Annotated in this window: 24 protein-coding genes; 16 read left to right on the top strand and 8 right to left on the bottom strand. The window is 72.9% G+C overall.

Annotated elements, in window-relative coordinates; all coding sequences use genetic code 11:
* The first annotated feature begins 75 nt into the window (after positions 1-75).
* Genes ACIA8R_RS18240 through ACIA8R_RS18230 form a run of 3 tightly spaced genes read left to right on the top strand, consistent with a single transcriptional unit; the run spans position 76 to position 2,227 of the window.
* Positions 76-255 (top strand): hypothetical protein, encoded by a 180-nt coding sequence (locus ACIA8R_RS18240; RefSeq protein WP_397039317.1) that lies wholly within the window; start codon positions 76-78, stop codon positions 253-255.
* Positions 252-1,559: a sensor histidine kinase gene (locus tag ACIA8R_RS18235; protein WP_397039316.1), complete on the top strand. Its 1,308-nt coding sequence runs from the start codon at positions 252-254 to the stop codon at positions 1,557-1,559. Before ACIA8R_RS18240 ends, ACIA8R_RS18235 begins: the two co-directional genes overlap by 4 nt.
* On the top strand, positions 1,556-2,227 hold the full coding sequence (locus tag ACIA8R_RS18230; protein WP_397039314.1) for a response regulator: 672 nt from the start codon (positions 1,556-1,558) through the stop codon (positions 2,225-2,227). The genes ACIA8R_RS18235 and ACIA8R_RS18230 overlap by 4 nt, the downstream gene beginning before the upstream one ends.
* 2 nt (positions 2,228-2,229) lie before the next feature.
* Here the strand turns inward: ACIA8R_RS18230 and ACIA8R_RS18225 are convergent, their stop codons facing one another.
* Positions 2,230-2,508, bottom strand: coding sequence for an antibiotic biosynthesis monooxygenase family protein (locus tag ACIA8R_RS18225; RefSeq protein ID WP_397039313.1), 279 nt, complete (start codon positions 2,506-2,508; stop codon positions 2,230-2,232).
* 58 nt (positions 2,509-2,566) lie between these two features.
* On the opposite strand from ACIA8R_RS18225, the gene ACIA8R_RS18220 reads away from it, so the two are divergent.
* On the top strand, positions 2,567-3,169 hold the full coding sequence (locus ACIA8R_RS18220; RefSeq protein WP_397039311.1) for a TetR/AcrR family transcriptional regulator: 603 nt from the start codon (positions 2,567-2,569) through the stop codon (positions 3,167-3,169).
* Here ACIA8R_RS18220 and ACIA8R_RS18215 read toward each other — a convergent pair.
* A complete protein-coding gene (locus ACIA8R_RS18215; protein WP_397039309.1) occupies positions 3,166-3,447 on the bottom strand; it encodes an SET domain-containing protein-lysine N-methyltransferase in 282 nt (93 codons plus the stop codon). The genes ACIA8R_RS18220 and ACIA8R_RS18215 overlap by 4 nt on opposite strands.
* A 263-nt stretch (positions 3,448-3,710) precedes the next feature.
* Between ACIA8R_RS18215 and ACIA8R_RS18210 the strand changes: the two genes are divergently transcribed.
* On the top strand, positions 3,711-4,454 hold the full coding sequence (locus tag ACIA8R_RS18210) for an SDR family oxidoreductase (RefSeq protein ID WP_397039308.1): 744 nt from the start codon (positions 3,711-3,713) through the stop codon (positions 4,452-4,454).
* A gap of 29 nt (positions 4,455-4,483) precedes the next feature.
* Positions 4,484-4,612, top strand: coding sequence for a hypothetical protein (locus tag ACIA8R_RS18205; RefSeq protein WP_397039306.1), 129 nt, complete (start codon positions 4,484-4,486; stop codon positions 4,610-4,612).
* A gap of 32 nt (positions 4,613-4,644) precedes the next feature.
* On the opposite strand, the gene ACIA8R_RS18200 is transcribed toward ACIA8R_RS18205, so the two are convergent.
* Positions 4,645-6,135, bottom strand: a complete 1,491-nt coding sequence (locus ACIA8R_RS18200; protein ID WP_364087407.1) for an FAD-dependent oxidoreductase — start codon at positions 6,133-6,135, stop codon at positions 4,645-4,647.
* A gap of 47 nt (positions 6,136-6,182) precedes the next feature.
* Here ACIA8R_RS18200 and ACIA8R_RS18195 point away from each other — a divergent pair, with 47 nt between their 5' ends.
* From ACIA8R_RS18195 to ACIA8R_RS18180, 4 genes are all read left to right on the top strand, one after another.
* On the top strand, positions 6,183-6,800 hold the full coding sequence (locus ACIA8R_RS18195; protein WP_357707867.1) for a TetR family transcriptional regulator: 618 nt from the start codon (positions 6,183-6,185) through the stop codon (positions 6,798-6,800).
* 90 nt (positions 6,801-6,890) lie between these two features.
* Positions 6,891-7,718, top strand: a complete 828-nt coding sequence (locus ACIA8R_RS18190) for an alpha/beta fold hydrolase (protein WP_397039304.1) — start codon at positions 6,891-6,893, stop codon at positions 7,716-7,718.
* Between the two features lie 150 nt (positions 7,719-7,868).
* Entirely contained in the window at positions 7,869-10,256 is a 2,388-nt protein-coding gene (locus ACIA8R_RS18185) for an ATP-binding cassette domain-containing protein (RefSeq protein WP_397039303.1), read from the top strand.
* Positions 10,253-11,080, top strand: a complete 828-nt coding sequence (locus ACIA8R_RS18180; protein ID WP_397039301.1) for a sugar nucleotide-binding protein — start codon at positions 10,253-10,255, stop codon at positions 11,078-11,080. Before ACIA8R_RS18185 ends, ACIA8R_RS18180 begins: the two co-directional genes overlap by 4 nt.
* 10 nt (positions 11,081-11,090) lie before the next feature.
* Here the strand turns inward: ACIA8R_RS18180 and ACIA8R_RS18175 are convergent, their stop codons facing one another.
* Positions 11,091-11,504, bottom strand: a complete 414-nt coding sequence (locus ACIA8R_RS18175) for a VOC family protein (protein WP_357707873.1) — start codon at positions 11,502-11,504, stop codon at positions 11,091-11,093.
* Positions 11,505-11,645: 141 nt separating this feature from the next.
* On the opposite strand from ACIA8R_RS18175, the gene ACIA8R_RS18170 reads away from it, so the two are divergent.
* On the top strand, positions 11,646-13,067 hold the full coding sequence (locus ACIA8R_RS18170; RefSeq protein ID WP_397039299.1) for an MFS transporter: 1,422 nt from the start codon (positions 11,646-11,648) through the stop codon (positions 13,065-13,067).
* A gap of 16 nt (positions 13,068-13,083) precedes the next feature.
* Here the strand turns inward: ACIA8R_RS18170 and ACIA8R_RS18165 are convergent, their stop codons facing one another.
* The 3 genes from ACIA8R_RS18165 to ACIA8R_RS18155 all read right to left on the bottom strand — a co-directional run bounded on the left by ACIA8R_RS18165 (position 13,084) and on the right by ACIA8R_RS18155 (position 14,975).
* Positions 13,084-13,953, bottom strand: a complete 870-nt coding sequence (locus tag ACIA8R_RS18165) for a helix-turn-helix transcriptional regulator (protein WP_397039298.1) — start codon at positions 13,951-13,953, stop codon at positions 13,084-13,086.
* A 34-nt stretch (positions 13,954-13,987) separates the two neighbouring features.
* On the bottom strand, positions 13,988-14,530 hold the full coding sequence (locus ACIA8R_RS18160) for a hypothetical protein (RefSeq protein WP_397039296.1): 543 nt from the start codon (positions 14,528-14,530) through the stop codon (positions 13,988-13,990).
* A gap of 130 nt (positions 14,531-14,660) precedes the next feature.
* Positions 14,661-14,975, bottom strand: coding sequence for a hypothetical protein (locus ACIA8R_RS18155; protein ID WP_357707879.1), 315 nt, complete (start codon positions 14,973-14,975; stop codon positions 14,661-14,663).
* A 227-nt stretch (positions 14,976-15,202) separates the two neighbouring features.
* Between ACIA8R_RS18155 and ACIA8R_RS18150 the strand changes: the two genes are divergently transcribed.
* The 4 genes from ACIA8R_RS18150 (at position 15,203) to ACIA8R_RS18135 (ending at position 19,608) form a co-directional block, all read left to right on the top strand.
* The gene (locus ACIA8R_RS18150) at positions 15,203-16,351 is read left to right on the top strand and encodes an AI-2E family transporter (protein WP_397039295.1); all 1,149 of its coding nucleotides are present in this window, start codon (positions 15,203-15,205) and stop codon (positions 16,349-16,351) included.
* Between the two features lie 101 nt (positions 16,352-16,452).
* On the top strand, positions 16,453-16,926 hold the full coding sequence (locus ACIA8R_RS18145; RefSeq protein ID WP_357707881.1) for a hemerythrin domain-containing protein: 474 nt from the start codon (positions 16,453-16,455) through the stop codon (positions 16,924-16,926).
* Positions 16,927-17,000: 74 nt separating this feature from the next.
* Positions 17,001-17,288 carry a hypothetical protein gene (locus ACIA8R_RS18140; RefSeq protein WP_357707882.1) on the top strand — a complete coding sequence of 96 codons (288 nt, stop codon included), beginning with the start codon at positions 17,001-17,003 and terminating at the stop codon, positions 17,286-17,288.
* Positions 17,289-17,412: 124 nt separating this feature from the next.
* The gene (locus ACIA8R_RS18135; RefSeq protein ID WP_397039293.1) at positions 17,413-19,608 is read left to right on the top strand and encodes a SulP family inorganic anion transporter; all 2,196 of its coding nucleotides are present in this window, start codon (positions 17,413-17,415) and stop codon (positions 19,606-19,608) included.
* Between the two features lie 39 nt (positions 19,609-19,647).
* Here ACIA8R_RS18135 and ACIA8R_RS18130 read toward each other — a convergent pair whose 3' ends face one another.
* Entirely contained in the window at positions 19,648-20,607 is a 960-nt protein-coding gene (locus ACIA8R_RS18130; protein ID WP_364103101.1) for a DUF523 and DUF1722 domain-containing protein, read from the bottom strand.
* Between the two features lie 73 nt (positions 20,608-20,680).
* Here ACIA8R_RS18130 and ACIA8R_RS18125 point away from each other — a divergent pair, with 73 nt between their 5' ends.
* Positions 20,681-21,202 carry a hypothetical protein gene (locus ACIA8R_RS18125; RefSeq protein WP_357707884.1) on the top strand — a complete coding sequence of 174 codons (522 nt, stop codon included), beginning with the start codon at positions 20,681-20,683 and terminating at the stop codon, positions 21,200-21,202.
* Positions 21,203-21,214 lie beyond the last annotated feature (12 nt).

The following is a 21,214-nucleotide window of genomic DNA, read 5'->3' as shown; positions in this document are numbered from 1 at the left end:
CTCCGCAGCGGGAGGCCCGCGAGCCGGGGGATCCGTAGCGTCGAGGGGGACCGCCCCCCGCACCGGAAGGATCCCATGGGCACCCGTGGCCGCCGCATTCTGCTCGCCACGTCCGTCGCCGCGCTGGTGGCGGGCCCGGCGGCGTGCGTGTCGGGGGTGGCGCCGGCGAACCTCGCGCGGATCGTGACCGGCTCACCAATAAGCTGGACCAAGGGTGCAAGCCGGGACGTAAGGAACATGGGCGAGTGCGGATGAGCAGGCTGCGGAAGGCCCTCGCGACCCTGCGCGCGGATCTGTGGACGACGGCCCTTGACCCCCTGCCCCGCATGGGCGGCCCGCGCGCCCTGTCCCGGCTGCCGCACGCCGTCGTCGTCCTGTACGCGACGGCCATGGGCCTGTACCCCGGCGGAGAGGGCATCGACCCGACCGTCCCGCTGCTGGCCATGGCCATGGCGGCGGCCATGGTGCTGGCGATGTGGCGGCCGGTGCCCGCCTGGTGGGCGACGATCGTGCTCATGGTCGCCGGGGCGCGGTCGGGCATGGTCTACGTGGCGAATGATCTGAGCTTCCCCTGGACGGTGCATCCCGACGCGTACGAGGGGCTGCCCTTCTCGCAGGCCAGACCGCTCGCCTTCCCGTGGACGGGCTCCGGCGTCGCCCTGCAGGCCGGCGTGCTGTTCCTGCTGGCGCTGCGGGTACGCCCCCGCGTCGCCGTCAAGGCGCTGGCGATCACCGCGCTGACCGGGGTGGCGATCGTGGCGCTCATGCCGGAGGCCAACGGGGGCGGGCTGGGGGTGACGGCCCTGATGGCCGACGCGGTCGCGGTCGCCGTCGGGGCCGGGGTGCGCCAGCTCAGGACGACCCGTACCCGGCTGGAGGCCCAGGAGGGGCTGACCGCCGAGGAACGGGCCCGCCGCACGCTGCTGGAGGAGCGCAGCAGGATCGCCCGCGAACTGCACGACGTGGTCGCCCACCACATGTCGGTGATCTCCATCCAGGCGCAGGTCGCGCCGCACCTGGTGAACGACCCGCCGCAGGAGCTGAGGGAGAACCTGGCGGGCATCCGCCAGAACGCCGTCGAGGCGCTGACCGAGCTGCGCCGGGTCCTGGGCGTGCTGCGCGCGCAGGACCAGCCGGGCGACGCGCCGCAGCCCACGCTCGACCGGCTGGACGAGCTGCTGGGGAACGTGCGCGGCGCGGGCGTCACGCTCACCGCCGAGATCGCCGGGCGGGCGCGTCCGCTGTCGCCGGGCGTGGAGCTGTCGGCGTACCGGATCGTGCAGGAGGCGCTCAGCAACGCCATGCGGCACGCGCCCGGCGCGGCGGTGACGGTCCGGCTGGAGTACCGGCCGGGCTCGCTCGCGATCAGGGTCGTCAACGGTCCGCCCGGCAGGCCGGCGCGGCCCTCGCCCGGCGCCGGGCACGGGCTGCTCGGCATGCGCGAGCGCGCCGCCATGCTGGGCGGCGACCTGGTCGCCGGGCCCACGCCTGCGGGCGGTTACGAGGTCAGCGTGTTCCTGCCGGTCGACCAGGAGAAAGGCATCCAGGCCACCTCATGACGAGCATCCGCGTGGTCATCGCCGACGACCAGGTCATGGTCCGTCAGGGCTTCACCGTGCTGCTCAACGCCGAGCCCGGGATCGAGGTCGTGGGTCAGGCCGTCAACGGGCTCGACGCCGTCGCCCAGGTCGCCGAGCTGGACCCCGACGTCGTCCTCATGGACGTGCGCATGCCCGAGCTCGGCGGCATCGAGGCCACCCGCCGGATCGCCGCCCGTCCGGACGCGTCGGCGAAGGTGCTGGTCCTGACCACGTTCGACCTCGACGACTACGTCTATGAGGCCCTGCGCGCCGGGGCGTCCGGTTTCCTGCTCAAGGACGCCTCGGCGGCCGAGCTGGCCCACGCGGTGCGGGTGGTGGCGGCCGGCGACGCGCTGCTGGCCCCGAACCTCACCAAGCGCCTGATCGCCGAGTTCACCCGGGTCAGCGGCGCGCGGCGCGCGCCGCTGAAGGAGCGCGTGGGCGACCTGACCGAGCGCGAGACCGAGGTGCTGTCGCTGATCGCGCAGGGCCTGTCGAACGCCGAGATCGCCGAGCGCCTGGTGGTCGCCGAGCAGACGGTCAAGACCCATGTGAGCCGGATCCTGGTCAAGCTCGGGCTGCGTGACCGTACGCAGGCGGCGGTCTTCGCGTACGAGACGGGGCTCGTCCGCCCCTCGGGCTACTAGCCTCAGGCGGCGACCAGCCGGACGATCTCGCGCGGCCGGGCCTCGCGCTCGTCGAAGGCCACGTCGACGCCGGCGGTCCCGAGCGCGGCCAGCGACGCGGCGAACGCCTCGTCGGACTCCCAGCGCACGATGGAGACCACCGCGTCCTCCGACAGCCAGCACTCGGCCGACAGGCAGCCGGGCATGCCCCGGAACGCCTCGGCCACCTTGCGCACCCGCCCGACGAACTCCTCCCGGTACGCGGCCTGCGGGTAGTGCTTGGCGATCATCGCGACGTTCATGGAATTCTCCTCTGTGTTGGTCAACATAGAATATGATTGTTAGCACAGAGGAGGTGGCATGACAACGCGACGGGAACAGACCAGCAACGAGAGCCGCGAGCTGATCCTCAACGCGGCGGCCGAGCTGTTCGCCGAGAAGGGCTACCGGCAGACCACGTTCCACGACGTGGCCCGGCGCTCGGGCATCAGCCGCGGCTCCATCCCATGGCACTTCGGCGGCAAGGAGGGCCTGCTGCTGGCCGTGCTCGAACGTTCGGTGGCCAGGGTGCGCGACGGCCTGGCCGCCGTCCCCGAGACCGGCGATCCGGGGTTCGAGCCGTTCGACCAGGGGGTCGGCGCGCTGTTCGCCCTTCCGACCACCAAGCTCTTCGTCACCCTGCTGGTCGAGGCGCTGGAGCCCGGCTCGCCCGTCCGCGACCGCTACGTCGAGATCCACGAGGCGCTGCGCGACCACTGCCGGCGCTGGCTCGAACGCCTCCCGCTGCCGCCTGGCCTGCCGGCGGAGGCCCTGGCCGTCGCGCTCGTCGGCGCCGGCATCGGCGTCCACCAGCAGTGGCTGCTCGCCCCGGAACGCGTCGACCACGCCGAGGCCCTGGCCGCCCTCCGCGCCCTGGTCGCCGCACTCCTGCCCCCGCGCGCGACTGACCGCGGCGCGGGCTAACCTTCCGCGCGGTCGGCCGCGATGCGGGCGAGCAGGGGCGGGGTCCAATGGTCGCCGTATGCGGCCCGCAGCCGGGGCAGCCGCCAGTCGCCGCCGGTCACGCGTCCGCGGCACAGGGACGTGCCGCACCGGCAGGGCATCGCCCACGTCCCGACCCCGCTGTGGGTGGCGTAGTCGATCGTCAGCTCCTCGCCGGGATCGAGGTCGCGGCGCGCGGCCACCGTGGTCGCGTCGAGGTGCCACAGGGTGGGGTCGCAGGAGTGGTTGCCGAAACGCACCGGGTGATCGGGCGGACGGCGAACAGGCCGGTGCCGTGGATCGCGGAGGGCCGGGCCAAGGCGCTCGGGCTGAGCCGGCTCCGGGTCGCGTACGCGTCGCTCAAGGCGGGGGTCCTTCCAGGGCGGGGATCTCTCGTCCCGATCATCTCCCGGGTCGTCCGGACAGGACATCGACGGGTAATGGACGCGTCATGGCCGGTGCCGCCGGGCCGCGGACTGGACATGTCACCAGAGGGGGTGCCCCGGGCGAAAGGAAGGTCGTCATGAAGATCGTCGTGATCGGCGGGACCGGTCTGATCGGGTCGAAGCTCGTGAACAAGCTGGCCGGGGAGGGGCACGAGGCGGTCGCCGCGTCCCCGAGGACGGGCGTCGACGCCGTCACGGGGGAGGGGCTGGCCGAGGTCCTGGAGGACGCGTCGGTCGTCGTGGACGTCTCCAACTCGCCGTCGTTCGAGCGCGCGGCGGCCCTGGAGTTCTTCGAGAGCTCCACGGGCAACCTGATGGCGGCCGAGGCCGCGGCGGGCGTCGGCCACCACGTCGCGCTGTCGGTCGTGGGCGCCGAGCGCATGCCCGACAACGGCTACTTCGCCGCGAAGATCGCCCAGGAGCGGCTGATCGAGAAGTCGGGGATCCCGTACTCGCTGGTGCACGCGACGCAGTTCTTCGAGTTCGTGCGCGCCATCGCCGGCGCGTCCACCGTGGACGGCGAGGTGCACATCGCGCCCGTGCTGTTCCGGCCGATCGCGGGCGACGACGTCGCGGCGGCCGTCGGCCGGGTCGCGACCGGGACGCCGCTGAACGGCCGGATCGAGATCGCCGGCCCCGAGCAGTACCGCATGGACGAGTTCTTCCGCAACGCCCTGGCCGGTCTCGGTGACCCGCGCGAGGTGGTCAGGGACGTACACGCCCGCTACTTCGGCAGCGAGCTGAGCGAGCGCTCGCTGGTGCCCGGCGACGACGCCGTCCTGGGGCGGACCACGTACCAGGACTGGGCCGTCGCCCAGTAGGCCGCCGGCGGCTGGGAAGGAGGGCCCGCATGTCCCAGGACGTACCGGGGAGGCCGCGTTCGACGGCCCGGCGGACGGCGCTGACCGTGCTGCAGGAGGTCCGTCCGGCGTTCGGGTTCGTGCCGGATCCGCGCGCCGCCCGCCGCGTCCAGGGCTGAGCGCCGCCCGGAGCGCGGTCAGAACAGCGCGGTCAGAACCAGGTGGCCAGGGCCTCCTCCAGCGCCGCGTCCGGTGCGTCGCCCGCCCAGGCGACGACGCCGTCGGGCCGGACCAGCAGGCCGGCGAAGTCGCGGACGTCCACCGGCTTGGCCGCCAGCAGCGGCACGCGCGGGTCGGCGGCCAGGCCGGCCCCGAGGTCCAGCAGCAGCCCCCGCCCGTCGTGGAGATGGTCGCCGACCCGGCTGCCGTCGGCCAGCTCCAGGTCGGGGACGCTCCGGCCGACCAGCGGATGGTCGCCGGGCAGCTCGTAGCGCTGCCAGACGCCCGAGAGCCGCTTGACGAAGTACGTGGTGCCCTCGGTCGTGCCGATCAGGTCGGACACGACGGCCCGCAGCGCCCGGGGACCGGCCTCGGGCCGCATGAGCTGCACCTGGGCGCGGGTCCAGTCGAGCACCCACGCGCCGATGGGGTGGCGTTCGGCGGTGTAGGTGTCGAGCAGCGCCTCGGGCGAGCGGCCCCGGACCACGGCGGCGAGCTTCCATCCGAGGTTGACGGCGTCGCCGATGCCCAGGTTGAGCCCCTGACCGCCGAAGGGCGAGTGGACGTGCGCCGCGTCGCCGGCCAGCAGGACCCGGCCGAGCCGGTAGGTGGTGGCCTGGCGGGCGTTGTCGGTGAAGCGGGTGGCCGTCCTGACGCCGGTGACGGTGACGTCCACGCCGGAGACGGCCCGCAGGCTGGCCTGGAGCTCCTCGGCGGTGACCGGCGTGGTGCGGTCCTCGGGCGGTCCGTCGAACTCGACGGTGAGGATGCGGCCGGGGGTCGGCCCGTTGGCGTAGGTGCCGGTGTCGGTGTGGTTCCAGCCCGCGGCCAGCCCTTCGGCGCCCTCCATCGTCACGACGGCCTGGTGGCCGGTGATCAGCGGGGGCGTGCCGGGGAAGTCGAAGCCGGCCAGGCGGCGCACCGTGCTGCGGCCGCCGTCGCAGCCCACCAGCCACCCGCAGCGGAACTCCCGCTCGCCCGCCCGCACGACGACGCCGTCGGCGGCGGCCTCGAAGCCGGTCAGCTCCACGCCGCGCAGCACGTCCACGCCGAGTTCGGCGGCCCGTTCGCCGAGCACCCGCTCGATGTCCTGCTGCCGGATGCCGGTGAGGCGGGTGGCCGGCCCGCGGTCGGCGAAGTCGGGGTCGCTCTCGTCCACCAGCTCGCTGAGCAGCCACAGCCCGGCGAAGTGCCCGGCGAAGGAGGACACCTTGGGCTGCTCGGCCGCCGCCGCCCCGCCCCGCTGCGCCATGAACGCCTGGATCGCCTTCATGGTCTCGGCCTGCGCCTCCTCCAGCACGGGGAACAGCCCGCGCCGGTAGAACGCCTCCGCCGTGGGCGTGTTGACCGAGCCCGCCTTGACCGTCTGGTCGATGTCGGTCAGCCGCTCCAGCACCGCCACGCGGACGCCGTGCAACCGCAGCTCACAGGCGAGCATCAGCCCCACGGGACCGCCACCGGAAATGATCACGTCGTAGTCCATGGCGAAAACTATACCCGACTAAATTTTGAGTGCGATACACTTTTTCTGTGAAAGAGACCCCATCGCTCCGCGAACGCAAGAAGGCCGAGACCCGCAAGCGCATCTCCGACCACGGCTCGATGCTCTTCTACGAACGCGGCTTCGACGAGGTGACCATCGGCGAGATCGCCGAGGCGGCGGACGTCTCCAAGGTGACGGTGTTCAACTACTTCCCCCGCAAGGAGGACATCTTCTTCGACCGCATCCCCGAGCTGGTCGACCTGGTCACCGAGACCGTCCGGGGCCGCCGGCCGGGCGAGCCGGTGCTGTCCGCGCTGCGGGACATGCTCGTCCGGCACGCGCGCGAGGGCCACCCGCTCGGCGGGATCGACGACCGGTTCGTGCACTTCTTCCGGGTGGTGATCGGCTCCGCGGCGTTGCGGGCCCGCGCCAGGGAGATCGCCGACGAGCTGGAGGCCGTGCTCGCGGCCCTGATCGACGAGTCCGGCGAGGGGCTGCCCGGCCGGTTGACCGCGGCCATGCTCGTCGGCGCGTTCCGCTCGGCCTACCTGACCGCCGCGGCCCGCCAGCTGGCCGGGGAGAGGGCCGCCGGCGTGCTCGCCGACCACGTCGCCGCCGTGGACCTGGCGTTCGAGGTGCTGGAACGGGGGCTGGCCGGTACGTAGGCGACGGCATTACCTGGCACGTAATCGACGGCATGACCTGCCCCGCGCGAGAGTTCTTCCGTAAGCGCGAGGACTTTGCGGGAGGATCACATGCCGTACTTCGACAGCCACGACGGGACCAGCCTGTTCTACACCGACTGGGGGCAGGGCGAGCCTGTCGTGTTCGTGGCCGGGGCCTGGCTCAGCAGCAGCTCATGGGAGTTCCAGATGATGCCGATGTCGGAGAGCGGCCTGCGCTGCGTCGCCTTCGACAAGCGCGGCCACGGCCGCTCCGACTGGCCCGGCCACGGATACGACTACGACAACCTCGCCGACGACCTGGCGGCGCTGCTGGACCACCTCGACCTGCGCGGCGTGACGCTGGTGGCGCACTCGATGGGCTGCGGCGAGGTGATCCGCTATCTGTCCCGCCACGGGGACGACCGGGTGAGCCGGATCGTGCTGATCTCGCCCACCGCGCCCCTGGCCGTCAGGACGCCCGACAACCCCGACGGCGTCGACCAGGCCCGCTTCGACGCCGTCGCGGCCGACCGCGCCAAGGACCGCCCGAGGTGGCTGGCGAAGAACGCCCAGGCGTTCTTCGCCACGCACCTGGGCAACAAGATCTCCTCCGAGCTCGTCGAGTGGACCGTGCAGCGCTGCCTCGACTGCTCGGCCAGAGCCGCCCACGAGGTCGTCAGGACCGGCGTCTGCACCGACCTGCGCGAGGAGAGCGCCGCCGTCCGCGTGCCGACCCTGATCATCCACGGCGACGCCGACGCCTCGGCCCCCGTCTGGCTGTGCGGGCGGCGGCTGGCGAAACTGGTGCCGGGCAACGTCTACCACGAGTACGCCGGGGCCGGGCACGGCATCTTCATCACCCACGCCGACCGGCTCAACCAGGACGTGCTCGACTTCATCGCCGGCACCGGCCGCTGAACGCCGTCTCCGCGGGAGGGCGGGCGCACCGGTCAGGAACGGAGAAGCACCCGTCCCCGAACCCCCGCTACCGTGAGGTCATACCCTCGTAGCTGGTCGGATCCGCCCAGGCGACGCAGGCGGGGGCCCCGCGCGAGAGATGGAGAAACGATGAGCACGCACACGCCGCCCGAGCGGCAGGTCGCCGACAGCCACGATCTGATCCGGGTCCACGGCGCGCGCGAGAACAACCTCAAGGACATCAGCGTCGAGATCCCCAAGCGCCGGCTCACGGTGTTCACCGGCGTGTCCGGCTCGGGCAAGAGCTCCCTGGTGTTCGCCACGATCGCCGCCGAGTCGCAGCGGCTGATCAACGAGACCTACAGCACGTTCGTCCAGGGCTTCATGCCGACGCTGGCCCGGCCCGAGGTGGACGTGCTCGAAGGGCTGACCACCGCGATCATCGTCGACCAGCAGCGCATGGGCGCCGACCCCCGCTCCACCGTCGGCACCGCCACCGACGCCAACGCGATGCTGCGCATCCTGTTCAGCCGGCTCGGGCAGCCGCACATCGGCTCGCCCAACGCCTACTCCTTCAACGTGCCCTCGGTCCGCGCGACCGGCGCGATCACTGTCGAGCGCGGCTCCAGCAAGACGGTCCGGCAGAGCTTCACCCGCCTGGGCGGCATGTGCCCCCGTTGCGAAGGCCGCGGCACGGTCTCCGACATCGACCTCACCCAGCTCTACGACGACTCCAAGTCGCTGGCCGGCGGCGCCTTCACCATCCCGGGCTGGAAGTCCGACAGCTTCTGGACCGTACGCGTCTACGCCGAGTCGGGGCTGCTCGACCCCGACAAGCCGATCCGCGACTTCACCAAGCGGGAGATGCAGGACTTCCTCTACCGGGAGCCGACCAAGGTCAAGGTCGAGGGCGTCAACCTCACCTACGAAGGGCTCATCCCGAAGATCCAGAAGACGTTCCTGTCCAAGGACAAGGAGGGCATGCAGCCGCACATCCGCGCCTTCGTCGAACGGGCGGTCACCTTCACCACCTGCCCCGAGTGCGACGGCACCCGGCTCAGCGCCGAGGCCCGGTCCTCGAAGATCGACGGCGTCAGCATCGCCGACGCCTGCCGGATGCAGATCACCGACCTGGCCGCGTGGATCCGCGGCCTCGATCGGCCGTCCGTGGCGCCGCTGCTGGCCACCCTGGGCCGTACGCTCGACTCCTTCGTCGAGATCGGGCTCGGCTACCTGTCCCTCGACCGGCCGGCCGGCACGCTGTCGGGCGGCGAGGCCCAGCGCGTCAAGATGATCCGGCATCTCGGCTCCTCCCTCACCGACACCACGTACGTCTTCGACGAGCCCACCATCGGCCTGCACCCCCACGACATCCAGCGGATGAACGGCCTGCTGGCCAGGCTGCGCGACAAGGGCAACACCGTGCTCGTCGTCGAGCACAAGCCGGAGGCCATCGCCGTCGCCGACCACGTCGTCGACCTCGGCCCCGGCGCCGGCACCGAGGGCGGCACCGTCTGCTTCGAGGGCACCGTCGAGGGGCTGCGGGCCAGCGGCACGGTCACCGGCCGCCACCTCGACGACCGCGCCCGCCTGAAGGAGGAGGTGCGCAAGCCCGCCGGGGCGCTGGAGATCCGCGGCGCGGACAAGCACAACCTGCGCGACGTCGACGTCGACATCCCGCTCGGGGTGCTGGTCGTCGTCACCGGCGTGGCCGGTTCCGGCAAGAGCTCGCTCGTGCACGGGTCCGTCCCGGCGGGCGCGGGCGTGGTGTCGATCGACCAGAGCCCGATCCGCGGCTCGCGGCGCAGCAACCCGGCCACCTATACCGGCCTGCTCGACCCGATCCGCAAGGCGTTCGCCAAGGCCAACGGCGTCAAGCCGGCCCTGTTCAGCGCCAACTCCGAGGGCGCCTGCCCCAACTGCAACGGCGCCGGCGTCATCTACACCGACCTGGGCGTGATGGCCGGCGTCGCCACCGTGTGCGACGAGTGCGAGGGCAGGCGCTTCCAGGCCGAGGTGCTGGAGTACCGCTTCGGCGGCCGGGACATCAGCGAGGTGCTGGCGATGCCGGTGACCGAGGCCGAGGCATTCTTCGGCGCGGGCGAGGCGCGCACCCCGGCCGCGCACGCCATCCTCGGCCGGCTCGCCGACGTCGGGCTCGGCTACCTGAGCCTCGGCCAGCCGCTCACCACGCTGTCCGGCGGCGAGCGGCAGCGGCTCAAGCTGGCCACCCAGATGGCCGACAAGAGCGGCAGCGTCTACGTGCTCGACGAGCCCACCACCGGCCTGCACCTCGCCGACGTCGAGCAGCTTCTCGGCCTGCTCGACCGGCTCGTCGACGGCGGCAAGTCGGTGATCGTCATCGAGCACCACCAGGCGGTCATGGCGCACGCCGACTGGATCATCGACCTCGGCCCCGGAGCCGGCCACGACGGCGGCCGGGTCGTCTTCGAGGGCACCCCCGCCGACCTCGTCGCCGCCCGTTCCACGCTGACCGGCGAGCACCTGGCGGCCTACGTCGGGGCCACGAACCCGTGAGGCTGCTCGTCGTCGGCGGCAGCGGCTTCCTGGGCGGCGAACTCGTCCGGCAGGGCGTGGCGGCCGGGCACGAGGTGGCCGCGACCTGCCACACCCGTCCCGGGGAGGCGTCCGGCGTCGCGTGGTCGCCGCTCGACGTGCGCCGGCGCGCCGACGTCGAGGCGCTGGTCGCCGAGGTCCGGCCGGACGCGGTCGTCAACGCCACCTCCCGGCAGCACGACTGGGCGACCATGGCCACCGGGGCGGCGAACGTCGCCCTGGCCGCCGCCGCGGCGGGCGGTCACCTGGTCCACGTCTCCAGCGACGCCGTCTTCTCCGGGGCCGCGACCCGCTACGACGAGACGTGCCTCCCCGACCCGATCAGCCCGTACGGCGCGGCCAAGGCGGCCGCCGAGACGGCCGTGGCCGCGGTCGCGCCGGACGCGGTGATCGCCAGGACGTCGCTGATCGTCGGCGCCGGCTCGCCGCACGAGGCGCTGGTGCACGCCCTGGCCACCGGCCGGACGAAGGGCGCGCTGTTCACCGACGACGTGCGATGCCCGGTGCACGTCGCCGACCTCGCGGCGGCCCTCCTGGAACTGGCCGCCTCCGGCCGGTCCGGCGTCCACCACGTCGCCGGGGCCGACGCGCTGAGCCGGTACGAACTGGGCCTGCTCGTCGCCCGCCGCGACGGCCTCGACCCGGACCGGATCCCGGCGGGCCTGCGCGCTGGGTCGGGCGTGCCCGGCCCGCTGGACGTGCGCCTCGACTGCGCCGCCACCCGGCGGGCGCTGCGGACCGAGCTGCGCGGCGCGCGACGGTTCCTCGACGCGGCCCGCCCCTGACCTCGCCGCCTCAGAGCCGCTGGTTGATGCGGATCAGGTTGCCCGCCGGGTCGCGTACGGCGCAGTCGCGCACCCCGTACGGCTGCTCGGCCGGCTCCTGGACGATCTCCGCGCCGTTGGCCGCCAGCCGGTCGAAGACGGCGTCGAGGTCGTCCGTGGACAGGTTGATGCCGGCGAAGGTGCCCTTGGCCATCATCTCGACGATGGTGCGGCGCTCGTCCTCGGTGATCCCGCAGCCGTCGGGGACCGGCGGCTGCAGCACGATCGACGTGCCGGGCTGGCCTGCGGGGCCGACGGTGATCCAGCGCATCCCGTCGTAGCCGACGTCGCCGCGCACCTCGAAGCCGAGCGCGTCGCGGTAGAAGGCCAGGGAGGCGTCCGGGTCGTCGTGGGGGAGGTAGCTGGAGTGGATGGTGATGTCCATGCCGGTCACGCTAGCCGCGCCCCGCCCGGCGGCGCTTCTCCGTTCCTGACCGCCGTCCGGCCGCCGCTCAGCCTGCATCTGGCAGAGGTACCTTCAACAGGGCGCTGGCTGGACTCCTGGCGGAGCCGCAGGCTTGCCGGCATGACAGAGACCTTGCGGAGCGACGCGCGGCTGGGGCTGCGCGGCCGGCTCATCCTGATCACCTTGTGCGGTGCGACGTTCATGACCGGCCTCGACTATTCGATCATCACGGTGGCGTTGCCGGAGATCGGCCGGGACCTGGGCTTCGCCAGCGCTTCCGGCCTGCAGTGGGTGGCCACCGCCTGCCTGCTGCCCACGGCCGCGTTGATGCCCCTGTTCGGGCGGGCCTCCGACACGCTGGGCCGGCGCCGCCTGTTCATCGCCGGAGTGCTGACGTTCGCGGCGTTCTCGCTGCTGGCGGGCCTCGCGCCGACCCCCGGCCTGCTGGTCGCGGCGCGGGCCGGGCAGGGCGTGGCGGCGGCCATGATCGGCCCGACCGCGCTGGCCCTGATGACCGCCGCCTTCCCCGAAGGGCCGCGGCGGACGCGGGCGCTGGGCGTCAACGGCGCCCTGCTCTCGCTGGGGTTCGTCATCGGCACGATCGGTGGCGGGCTCATCACCAGCGGACTGAACTGGCGCTGGACGATGCTCATCCTGTTCGGCATCGGCGTCCTCGTGGTGGCGGGCGCGTTCGCCGTGGTCCGCGAGAGCGCCGCCAGGCAGCGGACCCGGCTGGACGTGCCGGGCGCACTGCTGGCCGCCGCCGGCCTGTTCGCCCTGGTCTACGGCATCTCCGCCGGCGACGGGGACGGCTTCGTGACGCCGGTGATCCTGCTCGCCGCGGCGGCCCTGCTGGGCGCGTTCCTCGTCGTCGAGTCCCGGCACCCCGCCCCCCTGGTGCCCCTGCGCCTGCTGCGCCGCCGGACCGTCACGTGGGGGATGACGATCGGGCTGGTGACGTTCGGCATGTGCGGCGGGGCGACGCTGCTGCTCAGCATCTACATGCAGGACGTGCTCGGCTGGTCGCCGTTGCGGACGGGGCTCGGCTTCCTGGGCGAGGGCGTCGCCGCGCTGCTCGCCGGCACCGTCGCGGCCCGGCTGATCGGCGCCAGGGGCACCGCCGCGACCATCGTGCTCGGCCTGGTCGTGCAGGCCGCCGGCACGGCGGCGATGGTGCTGCTGCCGGCCCAGGGCGGGCTGCCGGTGCTGCTGGCCACCTCGGCGGCCATGGGCTTCGGGCACGTGCTGACCGTGGTGGCCGCCATCACCACGATCACCTCCGGCCTGGACGAGGCCGACCAGGGCGTGGCCGGCAGCCTCGCGCAGCTGCCCACGTTCGTCGGAGCCGTGGGCGTGGCGGGGCTGACCGCCGTCGTGGCCGCGCGCACCGAGGCCCTCGTCCCGGTCACCACCCGCGTGCTGGCGACGCTGGGCGGGCTGCACGCCGCCTTCGTCGTGGCGGGGGCGGTCGCCCTGCTCGGCGCGGCGGCCGCCGCGCTGCTCCCGCGCCGCGCCCCCGCCGCCCGCCGCCTCGCCGCCTGACGGGCGACGCGACCGGTCAGGCGCCGGCGAGCCGGTGCGACGGGACGGGTCGGGCGGCGACGAGTTCGATCAGGCGGCCCAGTCGCTCCGCCGACGGCGATCCGGGCTCGGCCTGGAACACCGTCACCCCCTGGCCCTCGTCGTCGGGCGTGCGCAGCAGCTCGGCGGTGAGGGTCATGACGCCCACCTCCGGATGCCGGTAGTCGCGGGAGATGGAGGCGCAGTTGCTGACCGGATGCTCCGACCACATCTCCCGGAACTCCGGGCTGCGCACCAGCAGCTCCTCGACCAGGCCGGTCACGCCCTCGTCGCCGGGGAACCTGGACAGCGACCCCTGCAGGTACGCGATGTCGTCCCGGGCCTTGCCCGGCCAGTCCACGTACAGGCGGCGGGCGAAGTCCAGCTCCAGGAAGTCCATGAGGATGAAGTTGGGTCGCTCCTCGGCGTCGAAGGCCCAGTGGGGGGCCAGCAGGGCGTGCGCAGGCCGGTTCCAGGCCAGGATGTCGCCCCGCCGGCCCACCGCGATCGCCGGCGCCCCGGCGAAGGAGTCGACCATGAGCCTGATGCCGGGACGCAGCCGCTCGGGCCGGACCCGTTCCCTGGCCCGCGCGACCCTGGCCAGCCGGTGCAGGTGCTTGACCTCGTCCTCGTCCAGGCGCAGCACGCGGGCGAGCGCGTCCAGCACGTCGTCGGAGACGTTCGGGCTCTGCCCCTGCTCCAGACGCGTGTAGTAGCCGACGCTGACCCCGGCCAGCGGGGCCACCTCCTCCCTGCGCAGCCCCGCCACCCGGCGGTGGCGGACGCCGTGGCTCAGCCCCAGCTCCTCGGGGCTGAGCCGGGCACGACGGGAACGAAGGAACTCACCAAGCGCGGACCCGGGATACATGGCTCCACAGAATGGCAGAAGCCTCGCGACCGGGTCAGCTGTGGCCCGGGGCGGGCGTGCTCCCCGGTTCCAGCGGCAGCACCGGGATGCGCAGGGTGGTCGTGCCGGTGGTCAGGCGGAAGGTGACGTCGATCGGCGTGGCGCCGAGCGGACGGTCGATGTCCAGGACCTCCAGGTGCGGACGGTTCTGCCCCTCCTGGAGCGAGACGGTCGAGCGAGCCGGCACCGTCACGTTGACGTCCTGCTGCGGCGCGCCCGGCCCCGCGCGGTAGACGACCTTCCTGGCGTGCACGGTGGTGACGCCGTCGAGCTTCTGGGGCTGGTCGCTCTCGTTGACCAGCGTCAGGTAGAGGCCCAGGTCGTCGCCCGCCTTCTGCCGGTCCATGGGCGGGGCCAGGATGTGCACGTGCAGCAGCCGCATCGCGCCCACCTGCCCGTCGACCAGCCCCTCCCTGGACGTGCCCTGGGGGAGGGGCGACTCCCGCTGCCCCGGGTTGCAGGCCGGCAGGAGCGCCAGCACGCAGAGGGCCGACAGGAAGGGCAGCAGCGCTCGCGGGCCCCGTGGTGATGTCCTCATGTTCGTGCCTTCGTGTGGTGTGAGGCCGGTGACGAGGCCACAGCGCGGGCCCGCTCGCACGAGCGCCGCCTGCGGGGGGTTGACCGCAACCACGATGTACCCCCTTGACCGGGCACCATGCCGGACGCGCCTACCCGCCGGAGTCGCGGTAGAAGCTCAGCCCGGCGTGCTCGGGATCGGTGTAGACCTTCACCGTCCCGTCCGGGTACGCGGCGAACGGCAGGACGACGCCGTCCGGGCACGGGTGCAGGAACATCAGCGTCGGCCCCACGACGACGAACGAACGGGCCTGGGGCGTGGCGTGCTCGGAGCCGTGCTCGGCACGCCAGCTGGCCACCCGGTCGGCCGCGCCGGGCTGCCGGGCGACGTCCTCCACTTTCCCGATCAGGTCCTCGATGGCGACCTGGTCGAGGATCTCGACCTGCACCTGCTGCGGTTCCCCCATGCCGTTCTTCCTTGGCTCGTGTCCTGCCCGCTCCCCGCCCACCCCGGGATGAGCGGCCTACCCCCTGCCCGGTCCGGCGAAACGGCGCAGGTCAGAGCCCTGATCGTGCGGCGGGCGCGGCACGGCGTCCCCGCCTCGGCCACCGGGCGGATCACCGGCGGCGGCGGTGACGATAGACCGCGTCCCGGCCGGGCAGAGAAGGGGGTTTCTCAGGTTCAGGAGCCCCCATGTCTGGTGATCAGTTCACGCCCTCCGCCCCGCCGGGCGAACCCGGCACGGCCGGCCGGGACGGCCACGCGTCCGGCCCGCGACCGGACGCGCCGGGCCTGCCCTTCGGCAGGCCCGGACGGCCGTTCGGCAGCACGCCCTTCGTCTTCGGGTTCACCGCCGCGCTCGGTGTGCTGACCGCCTGGCTGCTGGTCCAGGCGCTCACCGCCAGCGCCTCGATGCTCATGCTGATCGTCGTGTCGTTGTTCCTGGCCGTCGGCCTGGACCCCGCCGTGCGGTGGCTGGAGGAGCACGGCCTGCCCCGCTGGGCCGCGATCACCGCGGTGTTCGCGGCGGTGATCGTGCTGTTCGCCGGGTTCGCCATGGCGGTCATCCCGGCGCTGTCGGAGCAGGCGGGCCAGTTCGCCGACCAGTTGCCCACCTACATCCAGCAGTTGCAGAACAACCCCCAGATCCGCGACCTGGACCAGCGCTACCAGCTCCTGGAACGGCTGCAGGCGTACCTGACCAGCGGCGACCTCGGCCGGCAGGTGTTCGGCGGGCTGCTCGGCATCGCCTCGATCGTGGTCAGCGCCGTGTTCTCCACGCTGACCGTGCTCATCCTCACCCTGTACTTCCTGGGCGCGCTGCGCTCGATCACGCGCACCGGCTACCGGCTGATCCCGCGCAGCCGCAGGGACCGGGCCCGGCTGCTCGGCGACGAGATCCTCGCCCGGGTCGGCGGCTACGTGGCCGGCAACCTGATCATCTCCCTGATCGCGGGCGTCACCACGTTCGTCTTCCTGTCGATCGCGGGCGTGCCGTACGCGCTCGCGCTGGCGATCATCGTGGCCCTCACCGACCTCATCCCGCTCATCGGCGCGTTCATCGGCGCGGGCATCGCCACGCTGGTCGCGCTGTTCGCCTCGCTCCCGGTGGCCATCGCCACGCTCATCTTCTTCATCGTCTACCAGCAGATCGAGAACTACCTGATCGCGCCCAAGGTGATGAAGTCGTCCGTGGACGTGCCGGCCGCCGCCACCATCGTGGCCGCCCTCATCGGCGGCGCCCTGCTCGGCGTGGTGGGGGCCCTGCTGGCCATCCCGGTCGCCGCCGCCGTCCAGGTGATCGTCAACCACGTGGTGCTGCCCCGTCAGGAACGTCACTGAGGACGCGGGTGTGAGCGCCTGACCTCGGGGTACCTGGGCCGGACCCGACGCCCGGCAATCTTCGTCCCCCGCCGGGCGCCCCGACCCCAGGGAGGCCGTCCATGGACGCGATCGTGCTGCTCAAAGAGGACCACAAGACAGTGGAGAAGCTGTTCAAGGAGTTCGAGAAGGCGGGCTCCGGCGCCCACAAGACCAAGCAGAAGATCGTCGCGCAGGTCATCGAGGAGCTGACCGCGCACACCTACATCGAGGAGACGATCTTCTACCCGGCCGCCCGCGCGGACACCCCGGACACCACCGACCACATCCTGGAGAGCGTCGAGGAACACCACGTCGTCGTCTGGATGCTGGCGGAGCTGAAGGACCTCGACCCGGCCGACGAGCGCTACGACGCCAAGATGACGGTGCTCATGGAGAACGTCCGCCATCACGTCGAGGAGGAGGAGAAGGAGTGGTTCCCGCAGGTGCGCGAGTCCATGGGCCGCAACCGCCTGCGGGAGCTGGGTGAGGAGATGGACAAGGCGAAGGCCGAGGCCCCCCGCGACCCCCTGAAGATCCCCAGCGCCTCCTCCTAGGCGCGGCGCGGGATGGAACGGCTTGGAACGCCCCAACAGGTGCAGGCCGATCCATCCCGATCCAGGAGGAGACCATGACGTACCTGAGGAGAAAGGTGCCGGCGGCGGTACTGGCCGGCGCCGCCCTCGCGGCGGTCGTCGCGACGCCCGCCGCCGCGCGGACGGGCACGCTGTTCGACGGCTTCGGCCGGAACCTCGCCGAGAACGTCGCGCTCGCCGACGCCGAGTCCGACGCCCGCTCGAACGCGCTGCGTCACGGGTTCACGACGTGCCAGGTGTTCGAGTCGGTGACCTCCCAGGACGCGCGTACGCACGTGTTCTCCGCCCTGGTCACGGTGAGTTGCGAGGACGCCGCCCTGTAGGGCGTCACGGTGGGCGCGGCGCGCCGGGCAACCGGACAAGTCCGGCGCGTTTTACCGTCGTCCGACGTGGGGTTGATCTGGCACTAAGGTGTGCCGCATGAATATAACTACGGAGAGTAGCGTCATGCGTACTCTCAGACACGATGTGCCGGCATCGCTGGTGGTGTTCCTCGTCGCGGTGCCCCTCTCGCTCGGCGTGGCCCTGGCCGCGGGGGCGCCGCTGGCCGCCGGGCTCGTCGCCGCCGCCGTGGGCGGCATCGTCGCCGGGCGCCTGGGCGGCTCGGTGGTGCAGGTCAGCGGCCCGACCGCGAGCCTGACGGTGGTGATCGCCGGTCTGGTGCAGACCTACGGCTGGCGCGCCACCTGCCTGATCACGATCGTGGCCGGCGCCCTTCAGGTGCTGCTCGGCGCGTTCAAGGCGGCCCGGGCCGCGCTCGCGGTCTCGCCCGCGGTCGTGCACGGCATGCTCGCCGGGGTCGGCATCATCATCGCGCTCGCCCAGCTGCACGTCGTCCTCGGCGGCAGCCCCGAGCAGTCGCCGTGGGCCAACCTGGCCGAGCTGCCCAGCCAGATCATGGACCTGCACGGCCACAAGGTGATGGTCGGCATCCTCACCATCACGGTCCTGCTGGCCTGGAGCCGGATGCCCAAGCCCGTCCGGGCGATCCCCGCGCCGCTGGCCGCGCTGCTCGCCGCCGCCGTCACCGCCGCGGTGTTCGGCTGGAACGTCACCCGCATCGACCTGTCCGGCGCGATCACCGCGTGGGCGCCTCCGGTGCTGCCGGTCGGCGACTGGCAGCACATCGCCATGGGCGTGCTGCTGGTGGCGCTGGTGGCCGGGGCGGAGTCGCTGCTGTGCTGCGTGGCCACCGACAGCATGCACACCGGCCCCCGCTCCGACCTCGACCGCGAGCTGACCGGCCAGGGTGTGGCCAACATGGTGAGCGGCTTCCTCGGCGGGCTCCCGGTCGCCGGCGTGATCGTGCGCAGCACCACCAACATCCAGGCGGGCGCCCGCACCCGCTGGGCGGCGATCCTGCACGGCGTCTGGGTCCTGCTGTTCGCCCTCTGCCTGGGCTGGACGATCAAGCTGATCCCGATGGAGGCGCTGGCCGCGCTGCTGGTCTTCATCGGCATCAAGACCATCAGCCTCGGCCACCTCAGGAAGGTCCACGGCCACAACGAGGTGCCCGTCTACGTCATGACCATGTCGGGCGTGATCCTGGTCGGGCTCGCCGAGGGCGTCCTGGCCGGGCTGGCGCTGGCCGCGCTGCTGGCGTTGCGGCGGCTGACCCGGGTGACGGTGGACAAGCGGCAGGAACCCGGCGGGGTCATGCACGCGACGGTCTCCGGCTCGCTCACCTTCCTGGGCGTGCCCCGGCTGACCCAGGAGCTGCGCGCCATCCCGCCCGGCGTCGCCGTCGACCTCGACCTGAACATCGACTTCATGGACAACGCCGCCTTCGACGCGATCCACTCCTGGCGGCTCGACCACGAACGCCTGGGCGGTACGGTCACCATCGACGAGCTGCACGACGAGTGGTACACGATGGCGGCCAGCGGCGGGCGAATGTTCCCGGCCAAGAGCCCGCCCAAGGCGCCCGGCCGCTGGTGGCTGCCGTGGACCCACCGCGGCCGTCCGCTGTCGGCCACGGCGGCGATCGAGTGCCGGCTCGCCCAGGGCGCGGACGAGTTCCACAAGCGCACGGCCCCGCTGCTGCGGCCCATCTTCACCCAGCTCGCCACCCAGCAGCGTCCCTCCCACCTGTTCATCACCTGCGCCGACTCCCGGGTCGTGCCCAGCCTGATCACCTCCAGCGGGCCCGGCGACCTGTTCACGGTCCGCAACATCGGCAACCTGGTGCCGTGCGCCGGCTCCGAGCCGCACGACGACTCGGTGGCCGCCGCCATCGAGTACGCCACCGGCGTCCTGAACGTGCACACCATCACCGTCTGCGGGCACTCCGGCTGCGGCGCGATGGCGGCGCTGCTGAAGGGCCCGGCGACCATCGAGGGCCTGCCGCAGCTCAGCCGCTGGCTCCGGCACGGCCGTCCCAGCATCGACCGGCTCGGCGAGGACGGCCACGACACCTCCGCCGAGGACGCCTCGCTCGACGCGCTGTGCCGGCTCAACATCCAGCAGCAGCTGGAGAACCTGCGGACCTACCGCAAGGTCGACGAGCAGGTCAGAGCGGGGCAGCTGACGCTGGTCGGCCTGTACTTCGAGATCGGTTCGGCGCGGGTGCACCACGTGCCGCCGCGCACCCCCGAAACCCCGGAGTCCGGCGGCCAGCTGCCGACCGAGCCCACCCCCCTGTAGGCGCGTGCCCGCCGCGCCGGTCCGCCCGGCGCGGCGGGGTCACACGACGTGGTTGCGCAGGCCCAGCTCCTCCGGATAGGGCGAGAAGTACGTCTGGTCCTGGACGTACGTGGCCGCCTCGCCCCGGGCATGGTGGCGCAGCAACGTGAGCGGCACGCTCAGCGCCACCCGGTGCGCCGCGTACGAGCCGATGACCTCGACGAGGTCGGCGCGGCGCACCGGGTCCAGCTCGTCCCCGACCATGCCGAGGCAGTGTTGCAGCACGTTGACGTTGCGCCCGATCGACGCCTTGACCGCCATCGCCTCCCGGAACGCCCTGCCGTACTCCTCGGCGAGCTCCTCGCGCGGCCGGACGCCCGCGGCGGCCACCAGGCGGCCGGTCTCGCGGTAGCCGTCGGGGGAGTGGGCCAGCAGTTGCATCTTGTGCCGGGCCTGGAAGGCGACCAGGTCGCGCGGCCGCCAGTCGCCCTCCAGCAGCTCGCGCAGCCGCGCGTGGGCGAAGATGCGCTCGACGAACGCCTCTCGCAGGACCGCGTCGTTGAGCCGGCCCTCGTCCTCGACGGGCAGCAGCGGGTGGCCCTCGATCACCGCGTCGGCGAACAGGCCCCGGTTGTTCCTGGTCACCGCGTTGTCCCCGGCGTAGAGCGGGATGCCGTGGATGCCGCAGCTCGGGCTCTTGGCCTTGAACACGTAACCGTCGGCCGCCAGGCGCGGGGAGCGTTCGGCGGCCAGGTCGTCCATGGCGGCGGTGAGGTCGCGGCGGCTCTGCCGGGTCATCAGGCGGGGGCCGGCGGGGGAACGTTCCAGACGCAGCGTCTCGCGGGGCGCGCCGAGGCCGATCTCCATCTCGGGGCAGATCGGCACCCAGTCCACGAACGGCGCCAGCTCCTGCGTCAAGAATCGGGCGCGGCTGTGCCCGCCGTTGTGCCGTACGGGCTCGCCGAGCAGGCAGCTCGACACCGCCACCCGCGGCCTGCCCCAACCGTGCGCCTCCACCATGTCCTGACAGATGCCCACCACAGGCGTCCGCACGCCACGAAGATTTGTCGCAACCAGGGCGTAGCGTTCAGGCATGACGAATGCGCACATTCCGCTTGATGGCGAGCAGTGGCAGCCCGGGGATCTCGTCGTCGACGCCGACGGCGGCCTGTTCACGCGCGCGAGTGCGCAGGACCAGGCGGACGGTGTGCCGTGGGGGCGTCCCCGGCACACCGCCCGGCACGCCGACGGGAGCACCCACGTGCCGGCGGGCGAGGCGGGGGAGCAGGTGCCCGCTCGCCCGCTGACGCTGCTGCTCCGCGACGGGCGGCCGGCGCTGCCGGTCGTACCGGCGGACGCGGCGACCGTGCTCGGCACGCAGGCCCGGCAGACCGCGGCGCTGGCCGGGGTCGGCGGCCTGTTCCTGGCCGCCACCGCCTTCGACCCGGACGGCGCCGGCGACCCGAGGGCGGCCCGGCTGCGCGCGGACCTGCTGGATCACGTGGTGGTGGTGGACGACGCGGAGGAACTGACGGCGATGTTCGGCGGCGCGGCCGACGGGCTGCTCGTCGAGCTGGCGGAATGGCACCAGCGCATCGTCGGCGAGACCGCCTGACCGGCCCCCGGC

Origin of the sequence: Nonomuraea sp. NPDC051191 (genome assembly GCF_044455665.1) — a bacterium.
GTDB lineage: Bacteria > Actinomycetota > Actinomycetes > Streptosporangiales > Streptosporangiaceae > Nonomuraea.
The sequence above is the reverse complement of the archived record's forward strand: the minus strand, read 5'-3'. Positions and strand labels throughout refer to the sequence as shown.